The organism is Streptomyces sp. NPDC057424, from assembly GCF_042803315.1.
Lineage (GTDB): Bacteria > Actinomycetota > Actinomycetes > Streptomycetales > Streptomycetaceae > Streptomyces.
The window spans coordinates 54,542-72,373 of sequence record NZ_JBHVCP010000017.1 but is presented as its reverse complement, the minus strand read 5'-3'; the positions used below and the strand labels follow the sequence as shown (position 1 = coordinate 72,373).

Here is a 17,832-nt window from a genome sequence, read left to right as displayed (position 1 = left end):
GGGCCGTCGGGCTGTCGGGGCATCGGGGCGCTGGCTGTCGGGCCGTTGTGTCGCCGAGGTGCTGGGGGCTGCGGTGCCGGGCTGTTGTGTTGCTCGGCTGGTGCGCTGTTGGGCCGCGGCGCTGTCCGGTTGCTGGGTTGCGGGGGGCGCTGGCTGTCGGGCTGCTGTGTCGCCGAGGTGCTGGGGGGCTGCGGCGCCGGGCTGCTGTGTCGCCGAGGTGCCGGGCCGCTGCGTTCGCCCGGCCGCTGCGCTGCTGGGCCGTTGGGATGCCGGGTCGCTGGATTGCCGGGTCGCCGGTCAGGCCTTGGCCGATGCCTCCACCAGCGCCCGCATCACCCGCACGTCCTCCCCCATCTCCGGATGCCACTGCACGCCCAGGACCCAGTCGGCGGAGGGCAGCTCCACCGCCTCCACCGTCCCGTCCGCCGCATACGCCGTGGGGACGAGGCCCTCGCCCAGACGATCGACGGCCTGGTGGTGGTACGTCGGCACGAACGTCTCCTCCGGCACGACCCCGGCGTACAGACTGCCCGGCACCGGCTTGACGGCATGCCCCCCGAAGACGCCCACGACCTCCGCGTGCCCGTCGATGTGCTGTACGAGGTTCCCCCCGAGGGCGACGTTCAGCAGCTGCATGCCCCGGCAGATCCCCAGCAGCGGCAGGCCCGCCGAGAGCGCCGCCTCGATCAGCGCCAGCTCCCACGCGTCCCGCTCCGGTGCCGGCGGCCCCGTCCGCTCCTCGCGCTCCGCCCCGTAGCGGACCGGCTCCACGTCCGGCCCGCCCGCGATGACCAGCCCGTCCAGCCGGGCCACGGCGGCCGCGGCGTACCGCGGGTCGTCCGGCGGCAACATCGCGGCCAGGCCGCCCGCCCGCTGGACCAGGCGGGGGTAGCCGACCGGCAGCAGGGCGGCCTCCAGCTCCCACACGCCCCAGCGCGCACCGGACTCCAGATAGGTGCTGACCCCGATCAACGGCCTGCCCACGAAAACTCCCTCACACTCGATACGTCAGTCCCGTGCCAACTCTGCCTCGGCCGCCGCCAGCGCGGCGAACTCCTCCTCCGGCGCCTTCGCCACCAGCCGCTTCCGGCTGTACAGGCCGAAGTACGCGACGGCCACGGCGTAGACCAGAAGCGCGATGAACGCGGCCGTCACGTCCACCAGGAACGTGGCCACCAGCGCCGCACAGGCCAGCACCAGGGCGACCGAGGAGGTCAGCACCCCGCCCGGCGTGCGGTACGGCCGCGGCAGCTCCGGCTCCTTGCGGCGCAGCACGATGTGCGACAGGGACATCAGCGCGTAGGAGATGGTGGCGCCGAAGACGGCGATGTTCAGCATCCGCGCGCCGTTCCCGGAGACCGCCGCCAGCAGGAAGCCGATCGTGCCGGGCACCAGCAGGCCCAGGTACGGCGCCTTGCGGCGGCTCGTGAGCGACAGGAAGCGGGGCAGGTAGCCCGCGCGGGACAGGGCGAACAGCTGGCGCGAGCCCGCGTAGATCAGGGAGAAGAACGACGCCACCAGGCCGGCCAGGCCCGCGTAGTTCACGATCCGGCTGAGGGTCGTCGCCTCGCCGTTCGGCTGGAGTGCCTCGACCAGCGGGTTGCCCGCCCCCTGGATCGCGTCGGAACCGCGTGCCCCGGCCGCCGCGAAGAACGTGACCACCGCCAGCACCACCAGGATGCCCATCGACCAGCGGATCGCCTTCGGCAGCGTACGGGCCGGGTCCCTGGTCTCCTCGGCGGCCAGCGGCACGCCCTCCACGCCCAGGAAGAACCACATGCCGAAGGGGAACGCCGCCCAGATGCCGAGCAGGCCGAACGGCAGCCAGGAGCTCGACCCTGCGGCGGCGGAGTCGACCGGGATGTCGTCCAGCGACGCGAAGGAGAAGTCGGGCAGTGCCGCCAGCGCGAACACGACCAGGGCGACCACGGCTATGCCGGTGACCACGAAGCTGAAGCGCAGCGCCTCACCCACGCCCCACAGGTGGATGCCGAGGAAGATCGCGAAGCAGACCAGGTACATCGGCCAGCCGGACTCCAGGCCGAACAGGCCCAGCGACTCGACGTAGTCGCCGATGAAGATGACGATCGCGGCGGGCGCGAGGACGTACTCGATGAGGATCGCCGTGCCGGTGAGGAAGCCGCCCCACGGGCCGAGCGCCCGCCGGGCGAAGCCGTAGCCGCCGCCCGCGGTGGGCAGGATCGAGGAGAGCTCGGCGAGGGCGAAGACCATGCAGGCGTACATGGCGCCCATGAGGACCATGGCGATCGCCAGGCCCCCGAAGCCGCCTTCGGCCAGGCCGAAGTTCCAGCCCGAGTAGTCGCCGGAGACGACGTAGGCGACGCCGAGGCCGGTGAGCAGCACCCAGCCGGCGCTGCCGCGGCGCAGGGCTCTGCGTTCCAGATAGTCGTCGCCCTCCGGGGCGGCGGGTGTGAGGGTGGGTTCCTGGGACATGGGCAGACTCCCGACGGGGCGGCGGCGGTCACGAGGGGCGAGCGGGCTTCGATCCAATGGAATGGAGCCATACCTTTGCGGTGCCGGACGGGGGAAGGCAAGCCCCGTGCGTTAATCGCCCGTAAATCCTCACCGCGCCACGACAGCGCCCGGCTCAGCCGAGAAAGCCCCGCAGCAGCGCCGCCGTGCCCCCGCAGTGCTCGCGCGCGATCTCCCGCGCCTGGTCGGCGTCGCCCTCGATCACCGCCTCCACCAGGGCGGTGTGCTGCCGCTGGGAGTGCTCCAGGTTGCGCACCAGCAGCGGGATGCAGTCGAGCAGGTCGTTGAGCGTCGCGCGGACCGCCGCGTACTGCGCGGTGAGCGTGGGGGAGCCGGACAGCTCGGCGATCGTGAGGTGCAGCAACGTGTCCAGGCGCCGGTACCCGGCGAGCGGCGCGTCGTGCGTGCGCGCCAGGGCCTCACGGAGCCGGTCCGCCTGCTTCTCGTCCAGGCCGTGCGCCGCGCACAGCCCGGCCGCGCCCACCTCCAGCACCTCCCGGAACCGCAGCACGTCCTCTATGTCGACCTCGGAGACCCGGCGCCGCAGCTCGTCCTCGCCGACGGCGTCGGCTCGCGGCAGCACGAACGTGCCGCCGTACCGGCCGCGCCGCGACTCGACCAGACCCTGGTCCTGGAGCACCTTCAGCACCTCGCGCAGTGTCACCCGGCTGATCCCCAGCCGCTCCGCCAGCTCCCGCTCGGCCGGCAGCCGCTCGCCCCCCGGCACCAGACCCAGCCGTACGACCTGCAGGATCTGCTCCAGCGCCTCCTCGAAGCCGTTCCCCGCGCGCACCGGCCGCAGCACCGGCGTCAGCCCGTCGCGCTCCACCTCGCCGCCGTCAGCTTCCTCCGGCATGTGGCCGTACCCCCTTCCCAAGCAATGGTTCTCCGAAATACCTTATGGCTCCCGGCGGACTCAAGGAGCCAAGGAGGCCCTCCCGTGGCAGACCGCACACCCCCGCTGAGCGTCGAGGAGCTGCACACCCTCGTCGCCGGCGGTGAGATCGACACTGTCGTCCTGGCCTTCCCCGACATGCAAGGGCGACTCCAGGGCAAGCGGTTCGCCGCACGCTTCTTCCTCGACGAAGTCCTCCGGCACGGCACCGAGGGCTGCAACTACCTGCTCGCCGTCGACACCGAGATGAACACCGTCGACGGCTACGCGATGTCCTCATGGGACCGCGGCTACGGCGACTTCGCCATGCACCCGGACCTGACCACTCTGCGCCGCGTCCCCTGGAACGCGGGCACGGCCATGCTCCACGCCGACCTCGCCTGGAGCGACGGCTCCCCGGTCGTCTCCGCCCCCCGCCAGATCCTGCGCCGCCAGCTGGAGCGCCTCGCGGAGCTCGGCTACACCGCCCAGGTCGGCACCGAGCTGGAGTTCATCGTCTTCAAGGACACCTACGAACAGGCCTGGGACGCGGGCTACAAGGGCCTCACCCCGGCCAACCAGTACAACATCGACTACTCCGTCCTCGGCACCGGCCGCATCGAGCCCCTGCTGCGCCGCATCCGCAACGAGATGGCCGGCGCGGGCCTCACCGTCGAGTCCGCCAAGGGCGAGTGCAACCCCGGCCAGCACGAGATCGCCTTCCGCTACGACGAGGCCCTCGTCACCTGCGACCAGCACTCCGTCTACAAGACCGGCGCCAAGGAGATCGCCGCCCAGGAGGGCATGTCGATCACCTTCATGGCCAAGTACAACGAGCGCGAGGGCAACTCCTGCCACATCCACCTCTCGCTCGGGGACGCGGACGGCACCAACGCCATGGCCGGCGACCTCGAAGGCGGCATGTCCGAGGTCATGCGGCACTTCCTCGCCGGCCAGCTCGCCGCCCTGCGCGACTTCTCCCTCCTCTACGCCCCCAACATCAACTCCTACAAGCGGTTCCAGCCCGGCTCCTTCGCCCCGACCGCCGTCGCCTGGGGCCACGACAACCGCACCTGCGCGCTGCGGGTGGTCGGACACGGCCGCTCCCTGCGTTTCGAGAACCGCCTGCCAGGCGGCGACGTCAACCCCTACCTCGCCGTCGCCGGACTGGTCGCGGCCGGACTGCACGGCATCGAGCAGAAGCTGGAGCTGCCCGAGCCCTGCCCCGGCAACGCCTACGCCGCCGACCTGGCCCACGTCCCCACCACCCTGCGCGAGGCCGCCGAGCTCTGGGAGAACAGCCCCATCGCCCGGGCCGCCTTCGGCGACGAGGTCGTCGCGCACTACCGCAACATGGCGCGGGTCGAACTTGACGCCTTCGACGCCGCGGTGACCGACTGGGAGCTGCGCCGCTCCTTCGAACGTCTGTGAGGCCCCTCTTGTCCTCCGAGCACCTTCTGGAAGTACTGAACCCCGCGACCGAGGAGGTCGTCGCCGCCATCGCCGGGGCGAGCCCGGCCGACGTCGACGCGGCCGTCACCCACGCCGCCAGGGCACAGCGGGTCTGGGCCGCCCTCGCCCCCGGCGACCGCGCCCGGCTGCTGCGCCGCTTCGCCGCCACCGTCGACCAGCACCTGGAGGAACTGGCCCGTCTGGAGGTCCGCGAGGCCGGGCACCTCATCGGCAACGCCCGCTGGGAGGCCGGCAACGTCCGCGACCTGCTGGACTACGCGGCCGGGGGAGTGGAGCGGCTCACCGGCCGGCAGATCCCGGTGCCCGGCGGCCTGAACGTCACGATCCTCGAACCGCTCGGCGTCGTCGGCGTGATCGCGCCCTGGAACTTCCCCATGCCGATCGCCGCCTGGGGCACCGCCCCCGCCCTCGCGGCCGGCAACGCCGTCATCCTCAAGCCCGCCGAGACGACCCCCCTCACCGCCCTGCGCCTCGCGGAACTGGCCCTGGAGGCCGGACTCCCGGAGCACCTCTTCCAGGTCCTGCCGGGACGCGGTGACATCACGGGCGACGCCCTGGTCCGGCACCCCGGAGTCGCCAAGATCGTCTTCACCGGCTCGACCCGGACCGGGACACGCGTCGCGGCCCTCGGCGCCGAGCAGGTCAAGCCCGTCACCCTCGAACTCGGCGGCAAGAGCCCCAACGTCGTCTTCGCCGACGCCGACCTCAAGACCGCCGTCGACCCCTTCTCCTTCCTCGACAACGCCGGCCAGGACTGCTGCGCCCGCACCCGCGTCCTGGTCCAGGAGTCCGTCTTCGACGAGGTCCGCGAGCTGCTCGCCGAGGCGCTGGCCGCCGTGGTGGTGGGCGACCCGGCCGACGAGAAGACCCAGATGGGGCCGCTGATCTCCCGGCAGCAGCTCGACCGCGTCCGCGGCTTCGTGCCCGACGACGCCCCGGCCCTGCGCGGCAGCGCCCCCGAGGGCCCCGGCTTCTGGTTCCCGCCCACCGTCCTCACCGGGGAGAGCCCCGGCTCGGCGGCGGCCTGCGAGGAGATCTTCGGCCCCGTCGCCGTCCTCCTGCCCTTCGCCGACGAGCAGGACGCGATCCGCCTGGCCAACGACACCCCCTACGGCCTCTCCGGCTCCATCTGGACCCGGGACGTCGGCCGCGCCCTGCGCGTCTCCCAGGCCGTCCGCGCCGGCAACCTGTCCGTCAACTCCCACGCCAGCGTCCGCTACTGGACCCCGTTCGGCGGCTACAAGCAGTCCGGCGTCGGCCGCGAGCTCGGCCCCGACGCCCTGGCCGCCTTCACCGAAACCAAGAACGTCTTCATCAGCACGGAGGGCCCCGCACAGTGACTGCCCAGGAAAACATCTGCCGCCGCCTGGCCGGCCGCACCGCCGTCGTCACCGGCGCCGGCAGCGGCATCGGCCTCGCCGCCGTCCGCCGCCTCGCCTCCGAGGGCGCGCACGTCGTCTGCGGCGACGTCGACGAGGCCCGCGGCAAGGCGGCCGCCGAGGAGGTCGGCGGCACCTTCGTGAACGTCGACGTGACCGACCCCGAGCAGGTCGAGGCCCTCTTCAAGACCGCCTACGACACCTACGGCAGCGTCGACATCGCCTTCAACAACGCCGGCATCTCCCCGCCCGACGACGACTCCATCCTGGAAACCGGCCTGGAGGCCTGGAAGCGCGTCCAGGAGGTCAACCTCACCTCCGTCTACCTGTGCTGCAAGGCCGCCATCCCCTACATGCAGCGCCAGGGCCGGGGCTCGATCATCAACACGGCGTCCTTCGTCGCCAGGATGGGAGCGGCGACCTCCCAGATCTCGTACACGGCCTCCAAGGGCGGCGTCCTCGCCATGTCCCGTGAACTGGGCGTGCAGTTCGCCCGCGAGGGCATCCGCGTGAACGCCCTGTGCCCCGGCCCGGTCAACACCCCCCTCCTCCAGGAGCTGTTCGCCAAGGACCCGGAGCGGGCCGCGCGCCGCCTGGTGCACATCCCGCTGGGCCGGTTCGCCGAGGCCGAGGAGATCGCCGCCGCCGTGGCCTTCCTGGCCAGCGACGACTCCTCGTTCGTGAACGCCACCGACTTCCTGGTCGACGGCGGGATCGCAGGGGCGTACGTCACACCCCTGTAGCGCGTGCCCGTTCGGTCCGGGGCGCGCCCTACAGTGCCGGGATGAGCATGACGCCTCCGCCCGGCTGGTATCCCGACCCGCACGCCCCGCACCTGCAGCGCTGGTGGGACGGCACGGCCTGGACCGAACACCGCCACGTGCCCGGGGCCCCCGCCGCCCCGCCGCCGGGCGGCGGCACCGGCCGGACGAAGGCGGTCGCCCTGACCGCCGCCGGAACCGTCCTGGTCGCGGCGATCGTCACCGGAGCCGTCGCCCTCGACGGGGGAGACGGCCGCGGCACGGAGACCAGGACGGCACCGTCCTCCGCCCCCGAGGCCACGCCCGGCTCGCCGGAGCCGACCCCCGAGGCGTCCTCCTCGCAGCCGTCCGCCGACGACCCCGCGCTGGTCGAGGACCAGCTCAACGGCATCACGTTCCCCTTGCCCGACGGCTGGGTCCGCCCCCGGTACGTCGCCCAGGACGACGTCGTCATGACGACCGACGGCACTTACGACTGTCCCGGCGGCGTGGGCCTGTGCCGTCACGGCATGGTCTTCTCCCGCACGGTGACCGAGAACGACGAGAAGTCCCCCGAGGCCCTCGCCAGGGCGGACATCTCCGAGGCCGCCGACGAGGCCTACGACCGCGACCGGCTCGGCCGCGAGCTCCACGGGGGCATGAAGTCCCACCAGGTCGTGAAATCCGGACCGGTCGCGGTGGCGGGCCGCGCCGGATACCTCGTGCGCTGGCGCGTCAGGACCGCCAAGGGCCCCGGCGGCTACGTCCAGTCGCTCGCCTTTCCCTCCAGCGTCGGCACCGAGTCACCGGTCCTCGTCCGGTACGTCTTCCACGCCGGCGAGGAGGGACCGCCGCTCGCCGACATGGACCGCATCACCAAGGGCATCCGCCCGTTCGGCGACGCGGACACGGGCGGCGGCGTCGGCAGCAGCATCGGCCCGACGGACTGAGGTCCTACAGGAACGTGTGGCCCTCGCCGCGATAGGTGGGCACGGTCGCCGTCACCGCCTCGCCCTCGACCAGGTGCAGTGCGTCGAACCGCTCGCACAGCTCACCGGCCTTGGCGTGCCGGAACCACACCTTGTCCCCGATCAGCAGATCGTCGGCGGGCGAGCCGAGCAGCGGCGTCTGCACCTCACCGGCCCCCTCCCGCGGGTCGTAGCGCAGCCCCTCGGGCAGATACGGCACGGGCGACCGGTCGGCACCCGCCGCACCCGACGCGGGATACCCACCACCCAGCACCGTCACGACCCCGACCCCCGGCCGCCGCACCACCGGCTGGGCGAAGAGGGCTGACGGACGGCCGCTGAACGACGTGTAGTTGTCGAACAGACGCGGTACGTACAGCCCCGACCCGGCGGCTATCTCGGTCACCGCGTCCTCGGCCGCCGTGTGCTGCACCGAGCCGGTGCCGCCGCCGTTGACGAACTCAAGAGCCGGAACCACGGCCCGCACCGCGCGCACCACCTCCGCACGCCGCTCGGCGAGTTCACGCCTGGCGGCGGACTGCATCAGCCGGATGGCACGGGACCGCAGCGGCCGGCCCGCCACCGCGTCCCCGACACCGGCGACATGCCCCTCGTACGCCATGATCCCCACGACCTCGAAGCCGGGCCGCCGGGCCACCGCCCGCGCCACATCCGCGACCTGCGCGGGGGAGTGCAGCGGCGAACGCAGGGCCCCGACCCGCACCCGCCCGCCGAACAGCTTCAGGGACGTGTCCAACTCCAGGCACACCCGCACCACTTCACGCCCGCCGCCTCGGGAGGCGTCGATCAGATCCAGCTGGGCGACGTCGTCGACCATGACGGTCACGGCGGCGGCGAGCTTGGGATCACCGGCCAGTTCGGCGTAGGCAGCACGGTCGGCGGACGGATAGGCGAGCAGCACGTCCTCGAACCCCGAACGGGCCAGCCACAGCGACTCGGCGAGGGTGAACGACATGATCCCCGCGAAGCCGTCCCGGGCCAGGACGCGCTCCAGCAGCGCCCGGCAGCGCACGGACTTGCTGGCGACCCGGATCGGCTTGCCCCCGGCACGTCGGGCCAGGTCGGCGGCGTTGGCGTCGAAAGCCTCCAGGTCCACGATCGCGAGAGGGGCGTCGAGATGGGCTGTGGCCCGGTCGTAACGGGCCCGGTCGGCGGCGCGCGCAGTCATGAACGCAGCCTGCCAGACTGGATTACCGCAGGGTAGGGGGACGTTCCGGGCAGATGCCCCGGCGTCGCGGACTGGTTCCCGTTCGTCCAGGAACAAGCCGTAGAGTGACGCGCACGTACGGCGGACGACGCCGGCCGGTTGTCCGTGCCGGGATGACGCTCCGTCCGTACGGGTATGTGTGCCCGGGACGATTCCGTACCGGGCCGCGGGCAGGACGACACCGGCCCGCGCTAGACGAGCGGCCCGGGCATGAGGAAACGGGGGGTGCATGAGCACGGAAGCGCAGCGTGCCTCCTTCCCCCCGCGCCCCACCACACCCCCGCGCCCCACCACACCACCGCGCCCGTCACACCCCCCGGCCGCGCCGGAAGCCCCGGCGGCGGACGAGCGGGACACACCGGGCACCGCCCCCGGCCCTGCGACTCCTGCCGGGACGGCCGCGGGCACGGACGGGGCCAAGTCCTCCGACAGGCCGAACACGAACGGCCGCCCCCGGTTCCCGAGCTTCGGCGCCGCGAACGTGGGTGCCGTCGCACCCCGGCGCACCGAGTCCGCCCCGCTGCCTCCGCCCCGCGCCTCCACCCGCTTCCCCGACGTGCCGCCCCGCGCCGACCGCGAGACCCGCCCCGGCGCGGACACGTCGCCTGGCATCGGCCGCGAGACCCGTGCAGGCGCGGACACGTCGTCTGGTGTCGGCGGTGAGATCCGCCCTGGCGCGAACATGTCGTCTGGCATCGGCCGCGAGGCCCGTGCAGGCGCGGACACGTCGTCTGGTGTCGGCGGTGAGATCCGCCCTGGCGCGAACATGTCGCCCGGCATCGGCCGCGAGACCCGCCCCGGCGCGGACACGTCGCCCGGTGTCGGCCGCGAGACCCGCCCTGGCGCGAACAGGCCGCCCTCCTCGTCGGCATCTGACGCCCCGCCGCGGCCGCGCCACCTCCCCACGCCGGGCTCCTCCGGCCGCGCGGGGCGTTCCGACGCTCCCGACGGGACCGCGTCGGAGACGTCCGGCCGGCCCTTCCGCCTCTCCGCCCCCGGTCGTCCGGACGCTGCGGCCGGGGCGCCGCCGGAGACGTCCGGCCGGCCCTTCCGCCTCCCCGCGCCCCGCCGTACCGGTGCCCCCGGCGAGCGCTCGTCCGAGACGACCGCGCGCCTGCGCCCGGTCCCCGCGGCCCCGGCACCGGACGAGCCCGCCCCACCCTTCGGCCGCCCTGCCGCGCAGGGGACGACGACAGCCCGCCCGGGATCCGCGCACTCCACCCCGCCGCGCCCCGCACACGAACCGTCGGCCCCCTTCGCCCCACCACCCCGGAACCCCACCCCCGTCTCTCCCGACCCCGCCCTCTCCTGGAGCGCCACGCGCCCCCTGGTGTCCTTCGGCGAGCCCGAGGGCTACGTCGGCGACGCCCGGCCCCGGCCACTCGGCCGGCGTGGGGCACCGCAGGCCGCGGCGGCCGCCGTCTGCCTCGTGCTCGGGCTGGGCCTCATCTCGGGAGCGGTCACCGGCAGCTGGCTCGTCGGGGACTCCGGGCAAGGGGGCTCGCCCAGCACCTTCGCCGCCGCCGGAAGCCTCTGGCACAGCGTCCCGGTCGACGAGCTGTTCCCGCCCACCGTGCAGGGCCGGGGCGCCGGCCCCGGCGGAGCCGACCGCACCTGGACCCGGATCGCCGTCGCGCCGGACAGCGGCTGCAAGGACGCCTTCGACCCGCTGCTGCGCAAGGTCCTCGCCCCGGCCGGCTGCGAGCGCCTCCTGCGCGCCACCTACACCGACGCCACCGAGAGCTACGTCACCACCGTCGGCCTGCTCTTCACCACGGCTGACGCCCCCGGCATGACCGCCCTCGCGAACCGTTTCCGCAAGGAACGCCTGGACCGCCGCAGCGACCTGATGCCCCTGCCGTTCGCAGCGAAGGGCACGCCCGCCGCCGGCTTCGGCGCCCGGCAGCGCGCATCCTGGACCGTTTCCGTGCTCACCGAGGCCCCGGTCGTCGTCTACGCCGTCTCCGGCTGGGCCGACGGCCGTACCGTCGACGACCCGCAGCCCGCCGGGGACGCCGTGGAGGCCGACGCGACCACCGCCGCCGCCCAGGCCGGCCTCGGCAACGAGGCGAAGGGCCTCGCCGACCGCGTCGAACGCGACTTCCGCAGAAACGTCCGCTCGGCCTCGGAGCAGCCCTCGTGACCGCAGTACACCCCCCGGCCGGGAAGCGCCCGCGCAGGCCGTCCCGGACGGCCGCCGCCCTGGGCGCGCTGCTCACCGCCGGTCTCGTCCTCCTCCCCGCCGCCACCGCGCACGCCGACGGCATCCGCGCCCAGCAGTGGGCCCTGGAGGCCATGCACACCGAGCAGGCCTGGCAGACCACCAAAGGCCGGGGCGTCACGGTCGCGGTCCTGGACACCGGCGTAGAGGAAGACCACCCCGACCTGGCCGGCAACGTCCTCCCCGGCAAGGACCTGGTCCGCTTCGGCGCCGAACCCGGGGACCGCGCCTGGGCCCGGCACGGCACCGCCATGGCCGGCATCATCGCCGGCCACGGACACGGCCCCGGCAACGCCGACGGCATCCTCGGCATCGCCCCCGAGGCGAAGATCCTCCCGGTCCGCGTGATCCTCGAGGACGGCGATCCCTCCCGCGCCAAGGCCCGCAGCACCCGCGGCAACGCCCTCGCCGAGGGCATCCGCTGGGCCGCCGACAACGGCGCCGACGTCATCAACCTCTCCCTCGGCGACGACTCCGCCTCCGCGCACCCCGAACCCGCCGAGGACCAGGCCATCCAGTACGCCCTGGAGAAGGGCGTGGTCGTCGTCGCCTCCGCCGGCAACGGCGGCGAGAAGGGCGACCGCATCTCCTACCCGGCCGCCTACCCGGGCGTCATCGCCGCCACGGCCGTCGACCGCTCCGGCACCCGCGCCCCCTTCTCCACCCGCCGCTGGTACGCCACGGTCAGCGCCCCCGGCGTCGACGTCGTCATCGCCGACCCCGACCACAAGTACTACGAGGGGTGGGGCACCAGCGCCGCCGCCGCCTTCGTCTCCGGCGCCGCCGCCCTGGTCAAGGCCGCCCACCCCGGCCTCGCCCCGGCCCAGATCAAGTCGCTCCTTGAGGACACCGCCCGCAACGCCCCCGCCGCGGGCCGCGACGACTCCCGAGGCTTCGGCTTCGTCGACCCGGCCGCCGCCATCGAGGCCGCCGGCCGGCTCAAGCCCGAGGACCTCCAGTCGGCGTCCTACGGCGCGAAGTACTTCGGCAGCGGACCGGACGCCGACGCCTCCGGCGACGACACCGCCGACTGGGCCGCCCCCCTCGCGGGCGGCGCCGGCGGCGTCCTGCTGGTCGTGGCGGTCGTCCTGTGGCGCGGCCGCCGTACCGGCCGCGAGGACGTCTGAGCCGCTGCCGGACGCTCACCATCCGGCCGATAGGGTCGACGCGTGGCGAACAAGAACATCCCGGACCCCGGCTTCTCCGACGACGACGGCTCCGCCGACCCCCGGCTGAGCGCGGCACTCGCCGCCTGGTCCGCGGACCGGAGCGCCGTGGGCCCGGTCCTGGCCGCCCTCAAGAGCGCCCGGCTGCTCGTCCCCGTCGTGGCCGTGCTCGGCGAGGTCGAGGAGGACGAGCGGGGACTGCGCCGCGAGAAGACCAGCGACATGGCCGTACCGACCCTGAAGGCCGGGAACCGCACCGCACTGCCCGCCTTCACCTCAACGGACTCGCTCGCCCGCTGGGACCCGCAGGCCCGCCCCGTCGCCGTACCGCTGCACCAGGCCCTGCAGGCCGCCGCGCACGAGAAGGCGGACACGATCGTGCTCGACCTGGCCGGACCGGTGCCCTTCGAGCTGACCGGCCCCGCCCTGCTCGCCCTCGCCGAAGGACGCTCGACCACCGACCCGCTCACCGACCCGGCCGTGGTCGAGGCCGTGCGCGGAGCCGTGGCCGCCGAGCCCGCCGTCGTGCGCGCCCACCTCGGCCCGGGCCAGGCCGACGGCACTCTCGCCCTGGTGCTGGACCCGTCCGCGGCGCCGGCCGAGGCCGCGCGGGCCGTCGCCCAGCGGCTCGCCGCCGACGCGACCCTGCGGGCCCGCCTGGTGCGCGGCCTCGACCTGGCACTGCTGCCGGCCGAGGCGACGCCACCGGGCGAGCCCCTGTACGTACGCGGCTGAACTAGTGCCGCGGCAGGCAACGTTTGCCCGTCAAGGAGCGGCGTCCGGTGCGGCGAGAGTGCGTGCCGGGCGTGGCGACGGGGCGAACGTTGCCTGTCGCGGGACTAGCCGTAGACCGGGCCCGTGTACTTCTCGCCCGGGCCCTGGCCCGGCTCGTCCGGGACGAGGGAGGCCTCGCGGAAGGCCAGCTGCAGCGACTTCAGGCCGTCGCGCAGGGGTGCCGCGTGGAAGGAGCTGATCTCGGTCGCCGTCGCGTCCAGCAGACCGGCCAGGGCGTGGACCAGCTTGCGGGCCTCGTCCAGGTCCTTGTGCTTCTCGCCCTCCTCGGTCAGACCGAGCTTCACGGCAGCGGCGCTCATCAGGTTGACGGCGACCGTCACGATCACCTCGACCGCCGGGACCTCGGCGATGTCACGGGCCATGGCGTCGAAGTCGGGGGATTCAGGAGGGGTCTCACTCATGGCCCACACGATAGGCGCAGGGAGCCGGTGCTCCCCACATGACCCCGGCTCGCCCCAATTGGCCGTCCCTGGCCATTGCTGGTAACCTCGTGTAACGACCGGTCGGACACGTGCGCCTCACAACCGCGAGCCCGGCCCACAAGTGGAGGCTTCCGAACTCCCACCCGATCGCCCCCAAGGCGGTGGGTCACCGGTCAGACGGTCCCGTCCCAGCGGCGGAGATCCGTCCGAAAGCGCGCCCCGCGGCACCCCGCGGCGGTGCTCCGGTAGTTCGAGGAGCCCCGCCTGGGATCGTCCGGGGCATTTTTGTTGCCTCGGCGCGGTTAGGTCTATCGAACACAGACGTTACGCGGCCGTCCGCCAGACCGTCGCGTGGTGCTACCGAGGAGGATCCATCAGCGCCGAGCCCCGCATCAACGACCGGATTCGCGTTCCCGAGGTGCGACTTGTCGGTCCCAGTGGCGAGCAGGTGGGCATCGTCCCCCTGGCCAAGGCACTGGAGCTTGCGCAGGAGTACGACCTGGACCTGGTCGAGGTCGCGGCGAACGCCCGTCCGCCCGTGTGCAAGCTCATGGACTACGGGAAGTTCAAGTACGAGTCGGCCATGAAGGCCCGTGAGGCGCGCAAGAACCAGGCGCACACGGTCATCAAGGAGATGAAGCTCCGGCCGAAGATCGACCCGCACGACTATGACACCAAGAAGGGTCACGTCGTCCGGTTCCTCAAGCAGGGCGACAAGGTCAAGATCACGATCATGTTCCGTGGTCGCGAGCAGTCCCGTCCCGAGCTGGGCTACCGACTGCTGCAGCGGCTCGCGGAGGACGTTGCCGACCTCGGTTTCGTTGAGTCGAACCCGAAGCAGGACGGCCGAAACATGATCATGGTTCTCGGTCCGCACAAGAAGAAGACCGAGGCGATGGCCGAGGCCCGCCAGGCGCAGGAAGCCCGCAAGGCGGAAGCGAAGGCCAACCCCGGCAAGTCGCAGAACGCCGCGGAGGCCGAGGCGATGGCCGAGGCGCCGGCTGAGGAGCCCGCCGAGGCGTGACTCCCGGGACGCCAGTCCCAGGACGTAACCGATACAAGACGACGCTCCACCGTGCCCGGTTTCGCGACCGGGCACCGGAGCGCCACCGACGAGGAGAGAACGGCGCTATGCCGAAGAACAAGTCGCACAGCGGTGCCAGCAAGCGCTTCAAGATCACCGGCTCCGGCAAGGTGCTGCGTGAGCGCGCCGGCAAGCGCCACCTGCTCGAGCACAAGTCGTCCCGTGTGACGCGTCGCCTCACCGGCAACGCCGAGATGGCCCCGGGCGACGCCGCGAAGATCAAGAAGCTTCTCGGCAAGTGACGTCCGGGCGCGTGAGCGCCGTACGTACGCCGGACCGGGACCCAATCGATTTCGGGTCGTGTGAGCACCCCCACGACCCCGCTACAAGGAGTTAACAAGTGGCACGCGTCAAGCGGGCAGTCAACGCCCACAAGAAGCGCCGGGCGATCCTCGAGCAGGCTTCCGGCTACCGCGGTCAGCGTTCGCGCCTGTACCGCAAGGCCAAGGAGCAGGTCACCCACTCGCTGGTCTACAACTACAACGACCGCAAGAAGCGCAAGGGCGACTTCCGTCAGCTGTGGATCCAGCGCATCAACGCCGCTGCCCGCGCCAACGGCATGACCTACAACCGCTTCATCCAGGGTCTGAAGGCCGCGAACATCGAGGTCGACCGCAAGATCCTCGCCGAGCTGGCCGTCAACGACGCCGGTGCGTTCGCCGCGCTCGTCGAGGTCGCCCAGAAGGCGCTGCCGAGCGACGTGAACGCGCCGAAGGCCGCGTGACGCCGGCTCCGAGCCGAGGTGACTGAAGGACCCGCAGGCCGGACGGTCTGCGGGTCCTGCTGTGTAGCTACCGAGAAAGCGAACAGGATGCCCCCTGCCACCCCCGAGCTCATCTCCCCCCGCTCTTCCCGCGTCCTGGCCGCGCGGCGGCTGGCCAAGCGGAACTTCCGGGGGAAGGACCGGCTGTTCCTGGCGGAAGGGCCACAGGCCGTGCGGGAGGCAGCCGGGCACCGGGCCGGGGACGCGGCCACACTCGTGGAGCTGTTCGCCACACCGGAGGCCGCCGACCGCCATGCCGAGATCGTCGGGGCGGCCCGGGACGCCGGAGCCCGGGTGCACCTCGCCGCCGAGCAGGTCATCGCGGACATCTCCACCACCGTCACCCCGCAAGGCCTCGTCGGCGTCTGCCGCTTCCTGGACACGCCCTTCGACGAGGTCCTCGCGGCCCGCCCCCGGCTCGTCGCCCTCCTCGCCAACGTCCGTGACCCCGGCAACGCCGGGACCGTGCTGCGCTGCGCCGACGCCGCAGGGGCCGAGGCCGTGGTCCTGACCGACGCCTCCGTCGACGTGTACAACCCCAAGGCCGTCCGCGCCTCCGTCGGCTCCCTGTTCCACCTGCCCGTCGCCGTCGGCGTCCCCGTGGAGCACGCCGTCGACGCGCTGCGGGACGCCGGTGTCCGTGTCCTCGCCGCCGACGGGGCGGGCGACCGCGACCTCGACGACGAGCTCGACAAGGGCACCATGGGCGGGCCGACCGCCTGGGTCTTCGGCAACGAGGCCTGGGGCCTGCCGGAGGAGACCCGTGCCCTCGCGGACGCCGTCGTACGCGTCCCGATCCACGGGATGGCCGAGAGCCTGAACCTCGCCACCGCCGCCGCCGTATGTCTCTATGCGTCGGCGCGTGCACAGCGCGCCGCCGGAGGGTGCCGCTCCGTCACCGGGAACTAGTAGGGTGACCAGCTCAGGGACCCCTCTGCGGAGCCTTGGAGGTGGGGTACGGGGATGAGTGTCGGCACCAGCAGCGCACCGGGAGCCCAGAACGCCGGGAACCCGCCCGCCGCGTCCCGGCCACCCGACGACCCCGCAGACCTCGGCATCGACCCCGACATGCTGCCCGACGGACTCGTCGTCGCCGACGAGCAGGGCCGCGTCATCTGCTTCAACGCGGCCGCCGAGCGCATCACCGCCGTCCGCGCCCGGGACGCCCTCGGGCAGCCGCTGGAGAAGGCCCTGCCGCTGGAGGACCTGGAGGGCCGGCGCTGGTGGCAGCTGACCGACCCCTACGGCGGCCTCGCCATCCGCGTCGGACAGCCCGAGCGCAACCTGCTCCTGCCCGGCGGGCGCGAAGTTCTGGTCTCCGCGCGTTACGTCCGTACCCGGCCCACCGGCCCCGTCCGGCGCCTGGTGGTCACCCTGCGCGACACCGAGGCCCGCCGCCGCACCGAGCGCAGCCACGCCGAGCTGATCGCCACCGTCGCCCACGAACTGCGCTCCCCGCTGACCTCCGTCAAGGGCTTCACCGCCACGCTGCTCGCCAAGTGGGAACGCTTCACCGACGACCAGAAGCGCCTGATGCTGGAGACCGTCGACGCCGACGCCGACCGGGTCACCCGGCTCATCGCCGAGCTGCTCGACATCTCCCGGATCGACTCCGGCCGCCTGGAGGTGCGGCGCCAGCCCGTCGACATCGGCGCCGCCGTCGGACGGCACATCCAGGCCTACGTCGCCGCCGGGCAGCCCGCCGACCGGTTCCTGCTGCGCGTCCAGCAGCCGCTGCCCGACCTGTGGGCCGACCCCGACAAGATCGACCAGGTGCTCAGCAACCTGCTGGAAAACGCCGTGCGGCACGGCGAGGGAACTGTCACGATCGACGTCACGGCCACGGCGTCCCTCCGCGAGGGCGAGTACGCCGAGAACGCAGCCACGTCGGTCACGGTGAGCGACGAGGGGCCCGGCATCCCGGAGGAGTCCATGAACCGCGTCTTCACCCGCTTCTGGCGGGGCAGCAAGCGCGGCGGCACAGGCCTCGGGCTCTACATCGTCAAGGGCATCGTCGAGGCCCACGGCGGCACCATCATGGTCGGCCGCGCCCCCGGCGCCGGCGCCGAGTTCCGATTTACGTTGCCCGTGAGCGCTCCGGCCTATCTCGCCTGAGCACCGCGGGCGCATTCGCGTACCTCCACCCCGTTAGACTCGGCCATTGGCACCTTTGTGTCCCTTCAGGCGGCCGTCCGAGTCGGAGACGGGGACCTCCAGCCAGCCAAT

Annotated in this window: 17 protein-coding genes; 12 read left to right on the top strand and 5 right to left on the bottom strand. The window is 73.0% G+C overall.

Annotation, left to right across the window (positions count from 1 at the left end):
- Positions 1–297 precede the first annotated feature (297 nt).
- The 3 genes from ACFU3E_RS16495 to ACFU3E_RS16485 form a co-directional block, all read right to left on the bottom strand.
- Positions 298–972, bottom strand: coding sequence for a gamma-glutamyl-gamma-aminobutyrate hydrolase family protein (locus ACFU3E_RS16495; RefSeq protein WP_384157827.1), 675 nt, complete (start codon positions 970–972; stop codon positions 298–300).
- A 36-nt stretch (positions 973–1,008) separates the two neighbouring features.
- Complete coding sequence (gene eat, locus ACFU3E_RS16490; protein WP_384157687.1) at positions 1,009–2,454, bottom strand: ethanolamine permease; 1,446 nt, start codon at positions 2,452–2,454, stop codon at positions 1,009–1,011.
- A 154-nt stretch (positions 2,455–2,608) separates the two neighbouring features.
- Positions 2,609–3,349, bottom strand: a complete 741-nt coding sequence (locus ACFU3E_RS16485) for a FadR/GntR family transcriptional regulator (RefSeq protein ID WP_384157684.1) — start codon at positions 3,347–3,349, stop codon at positions 2,609–2,611.
- 84 nt (positions 3,350–3,433) lie between these two features.
- On the opposite strand from ACFU3E_RS16485, the gene ACFU3E_RS16480 reads away from it, so the two are divergent.
- From ACFU3E_RS16480 to ACFU3E_RS16465, 4 genes are read left to right on the top strand one after another with little or no spacing between them, the layout of a single operon-like run.
- A complete protein-coding gene (locus tag ACFU3E_RS16480; protein ID WP_384157681.1) occupies positions 3,434–4,798 on the top strand; it encodes a glutamine synthetase family protein in 1,365 nt (454 codons plus the stop codon).
- An 8-nt stretch (positions 4,799–4,806) separates the two neighbouring features.
- Complete coding sequence (locus tag ACFU3E_RS16475) at positions 4,807–6,180, top strand: aldehyde dehydrogenase family protein (RefSeq protein ID WP_384157678.1); 1,374 nt, start codon at positions 4,807–4,809, stop codon at positions 6,178–6,180.
- Positions 6,177–6,962, top strand: coding sequence for a 3-oxoacyl-ACP reductase (locus tag ACFU3E_RS16470; RefSeq protein ID WP_384157675.1), 786 nt, complete (start codon positions 6,177–6,179; stop codon positions 6,960–6,962). The genes ACFU3E_RS16475 and ACFU3E_RS16470 overlap by 4 nt, the downstream gene beginning before the upstream one ends.
- A 47-nt stretch (positions 6,963–7,009) precedes the next feature.
- A complete protein-coding gene (locus tag ACFU3E_RS16465; RefSeq protein ID WP_384157824.1) occupies positions 7,010–7,909 on the top strand; it encodes a DUF2510 domain-containing protein in 900 nt (299 codons plus the stop codon).
- Between the two features lie 4 nt (positions 7,910–7,913).
- Here the strand turns inward: ACFU3E_RS16465 and ACFU3E_RS16460 are convergent, their stop codons facing one another.
- The gene (locus ACFU3E_RS16460) at positions 7,914–9,116 is read right to left on the bottom strand and encodes an amino acid deaminase/aldolase (RefSeq protein WP_384157672.1); all 1,203 of its coding nucleotides are present in this window, start codon (positions 9,114–9,116) and stop codon (positions 7,914–7,916) included.
- Positions 9,117–9,384: 268 nt separating this feature from the next.
- Between ACFU3E_RS16460 and ACFU3E_RS16455 the strand changes: the two genes are divergently transcribed.
- From ACFU3E_RS16455 to ACFU3E_RS16445, 3 genes are read left to right on the top strand one after another with little or no spacing between them, the layout of a single operon-like run.
- On the top strand, positions 9,385–11,298 hold the full coding sequence (locus tag ACFU3E_RS16455) for a hypothetical protein (RefSeq protein ID WP_384157669.1): 1,914 nt from the start codon (positions 9,385–9,387) through the stop codon (positions 11,296–11,298).
- Complete coding sequence (gene mycP / locus ACFU3E_RS16450) at positions 11,295–12,503, top strand: type VII secretion-associated serine protease mycosin (protein WP_384157666.1); 1,209 nt, start codon at positions 11,295–11,297, stop codon at positions 12,501–12,503. The genes ACFU3E_RS16455 and mycP overlap by 4 nt, the downstream gene beginning before the upstream one ends.
- 42 nt (positions 12,504–12,545) lie before the next feature.
- The gene (locus ACFU3E_RS16445) at positions 12,546–13,277 is read left to right on the top strand and encodes an SseB family protein (protein ID WP_384157663.1); all 732 of its coding nucleotides are present in this window, start codon (positions 12,546–12,548) and stop codon (positions 13,275–13,277) included.
- A 104-nt stretch (positions 13,278–13,381) separates the two neighbouring features.
- Here the strand turns inward: ACFU3E_RS16445 and ACFU3E_RS16440 are convergent, their stop codons facing one another.
- Positions 13,382–13,738, bottom strand: coding sequence for a DUF1844 domain-containing protein (locus ACFU3E_RS16440; protein ID WP_062925865.1), 357 nt, complete (start codon positions 13,736–13,738; stop codon positions 13,382–13,384).
- Positions 13,739–14,132: 394 nt separating this feature from the next.
- Between ACFU3E_RS16440 and infC the strand changes: the two genes are divergently transcribed.
- The 5 genes from infC to ACFU3E_RS16415 all read left to right on the top strand — a co-directional run bounded on the left by infC (position 14,133) and on the right by ACFU3E_RS16415 (position 17,721).
- On the top strand, positions 14,133–14,783 hold the full coding sequence (gene infC, locus ACFU3E_RS16435) for a translation initiation factor IF-3 (protein ID WP_185009647.1): 651 nt from the start codon (positions 14,133–14,135) through the stop codon (positions 14,781–14,783).
- Positions 14,784–14,890: 107 nt separating this feature from the next.
- Entirely contained in the window at positions 14,891–15,085 is a 195-nt protein-coding gene (gene rpmI, locus ACFU3E_RS16430) for a 50S ribosomal protein L35 (RefSeq protein WP_003977225.1), read from the top strand.
- 98 nt (positions 15,086–15,183) lie between these two features.
- Positions 15,184–15,567, top strand: coding sequence for a 50S ribosomal protein L20 (gene rplT, locus ACFU3E_RS16425; RefSeq protein ID WP_010045263.1), 384 nt, complete (start codon positions 15,184–15,186; stop codon positions 15,565–15,567).
- 87 nt (positions 15,568–15,654) lie between these two features.
- The gene (locus ACFU3E_RS16420) at positions 15,655–16,515 is read left to right on the top strand and encodes a TrmH family RNA methyltransferase (protein ID WP_384157659.1); all 861 of its coding nucleotides are present in this window, start codon (positions 15,655–15,657) and stop codon (positions 16,513–16,515) included.
- A gap of 54 nt (positions 16,516–16,569) precedes the next feature.
- Positions 16,570–17,721, top strand: a complete 1,152-nt coding sequence (locus tag ACFU3E_RS16415; protein WP_384157656.1) for an ATP-binding protein — start codon at positions 16,570–16,572, stop codon at positions 17,719–17,721.
- The last annotated feature ends 111 nt before the right edge of the window (positions 17,722–17,832 follow it).

Excerpts from the sequence above, each read along its gene's own strand:
- ACFU3E_RS16460 (WP_384157672.1), bottom strand. The coding sequence starts at position 9,116 with ATGACTGCGCGCGCCGCCGACCGGGCCCGTTACGACCGGGCCACAGCC.
- ACFU3E_RS16440 (WP_062925865.1), bottom strand. The coding sequence starts at position 13,738 with ATGAGTGAGACCCCTCCTGAATCCCCCGACTTCGACGCCATGGCCCGT.
- ACFU3E_RS16465 (WP_384157824.1), top strand. The coding sequence starts at position 7,010 with ATGACGCCTCCGCCCGGCTGGTATCCCGACCCGCACGCCCCGCACCTG.
- ACFU3E_RS16485 (WP_384157684.1), bottom strand. The coding sequence starts at position 3,349 with ATGCCGGAGGAAGCTGACGGCGGCGAGGTGGAGCGCGACGGGCTGACG.
- ACFU3E_RS16415 (WP_384157656.1), top strand. The coding sequence starts at position 16,570 with ATGAGTGTCGGCACCAGCAGCGCACCGGGAGCCCAGAACGCCGGGAAC.
- eat (WP_384157687.1), bottom strand. The coding sequence starts at position 2,454 with ATGTCCCAGGAACCCACCCTCACACCCGCCGCCCCGGAGGGCGACGAC.
- ACFU3E_RS16420 (WP_384157659.1), top strand. The coding sequence starts at position 15,655 with ATGCCCCCTGCCACCCCCGAGCTCATCTCCCCCCGCTCTTCCCGCGTC.
- ACFU3E_RS16455 (WP_384157669.1), top strand. The coding sequence starts at position 9,385 with ATGAGCACGGAAGCGCAGCGTGCCTCCTTCCCCCCGCGCCCCACCACA.
- rpmI (WP_003977225.1), top strand. The coding sequence starts at position 14,891 with ATGCCGAAGAACAAGTCGCACAGCGGTGCCAGCAAGCGCTTCAAGATC.